The organism is Mesotoga sp. HF07.pep.5.2.highcov (assembly GCF_003666285.1).
In the GTDB taxonomy this organism is placed as follows: domain Bacteria; phylum Thermotogota; class Thermotogae; order Petrotogales; family Kosmotogaceae; genus Mesotoga; species Mesotoga prima.
Genome location: NZ_JFHJ01000566.1, coordinates 1 through 1,603, shown reverse-complemented (window position 1 = coordinate 1,603; position 1,603 = coordinate 1). Strand labels below are relative to the sequence as shown.

General features: G+C 43.4%; 1 protein-coding gene and 1 pseudogene. Both read left to right on the top strand.

Going from position 1 to position 1,603, the window contains the following annotated elements:
• Positions 1–111: 111 nt before the first annotated feature.
• Positions 112–675 carry a DUF2202 domain-containing protein gene (locus tag BG32_RS11965; protein WP_099771351.1) on the top strand — a complete coding sequence of 188 codons (564 nt, stop codon included), beginning with the start codon at positions 112–114 and terminating at the stop codon, positions 673–675.
• Positions 676–818: 143 nt separating this feature from the next.
• A pseudogene (locus BG32_RS17195) lies at positions 819–1,603 on the top strand (DegV family protein); the annotation flags it as partial.

Genomic DNA, 1,603 nt, shown 5'->3' with positions numbered 1-1,603 from the left:
AGTTTTGCATAAGGCCGGGACTCTAAGCGAACTATAAGCAAGGATTCTCAGGAGATTCTAAGAATGGAAGGTTAGTATCTACTCGAGATCCAAAAAATGGAGGTATTGAATATGAAGAGAGTGTTTTCGGCAATATTGATGGTTCTTATTATTGGTACAATGGCGCTGGCTAGCGGGCTAACCGCAGAGGAAGACGGAATTGTATTCATGAGGGAAGAAGAAAAGCTTGCCCGTGATGTTTATACAGTGCTCTACGAAATGTGGAACGTGAACGTCTTCAAGAACATCGCCGAAAGTGAGCAACAGCATACAGATGCTGTTCTTTCACTGATTGGTGAGATTGGTCTCGAAGACCCAGTCGGTGAAAACGACATTGGTGTATTCACTGATCCGGAGCTTCAAAAGCTTTACGACGAGCTAATTGAAAAGGGTAGCAAGTCCCTACTGGATGCGGTTGAGGTAGGTTTGTTGATAGAAGAGATAGACATTGCCGACATCGAAGAACTTCTTGCAGGAGAGATTGGCTCGAGAACAAGAACGGTTTACGAGAACCTTCTTCGAGGGTCGGAGAGTCACCTCAGAGCGTTTCTCAAGCAATATGAGAGGCTTGCGGGAAGTTATTCTCCTGAAGTCTTGAGTGTTGATAGATTCAACGAGATTGTTTCTGCGAAATAGAGTTGCGATTTACTAAGATAGAAGAGAGCGGGCGAACCGCTCTTTTCCTTTTGATATGAGGGAATAAAAGGATCGGTTGATCTTAAATAAACGGGATCGAAAAGTATTCCAAAACTCCGATTAAACATTGATCATCTCTATTTATGACCTATAATCTAATTATCGGATCCGAGAGGAAGCGTACTGTGATCAAAATAGTTACGGACAGCTCATGTGATCTCCCTAATGAAGTTTTAGAGGAGCTCGAGATTCCATTTGCTTCCCTGAACATTTTCATGGAAAATCATACGTTCAAGGAGGACGTAGACATAACTCCGGAGGAATTCTGGTAGTCAATGCGCAGGTCCGACGAGCTTCCGAAAACCTCTCAACCCTCCCCGGCAGACTTTGCAGATATCTTCGAACAGATTCAGAAGAACGGCGATACTCCGTTGTGTATTACTATTTCATCTAAGCTAAGTGGTACCTATCAACGGCGGTTTTGGGTGCTGAACTAACTGGAAACAAGGCGATAGTTTTCGACTCTCTTGCGGGGTCTATCTCTCATGGAATTCAGGTACTGATAGCGACGAGAACGGCTAAAAGCGGTGCAACCGTTGAAGACGTTTTATCGGTGCTAAGAATCTACAGAGATAATGTGAAAATAATCATTCTGCTAACAACTGTGGAAAACATAGTCAAATGAGGACGTCTTAGCAAGTTCCAGGGGAGTGTGATCAACATACTCATCATGAAGATCATCCTGCATGGAGTAAATGGGGAGGTCAAACTTCTCAAGACAGTCAGGGGAAACAAAAGATTCAGAGCGGCAATTATAGAGCTGATCAAGGAATCTGCAATGACCGGTAAGAAGATCTTTGGCATAACACATGTTAACAATCTCGAAGATGCGAAATTCTTTTCTTCAGAGATAAGGAAACGTGTCCCC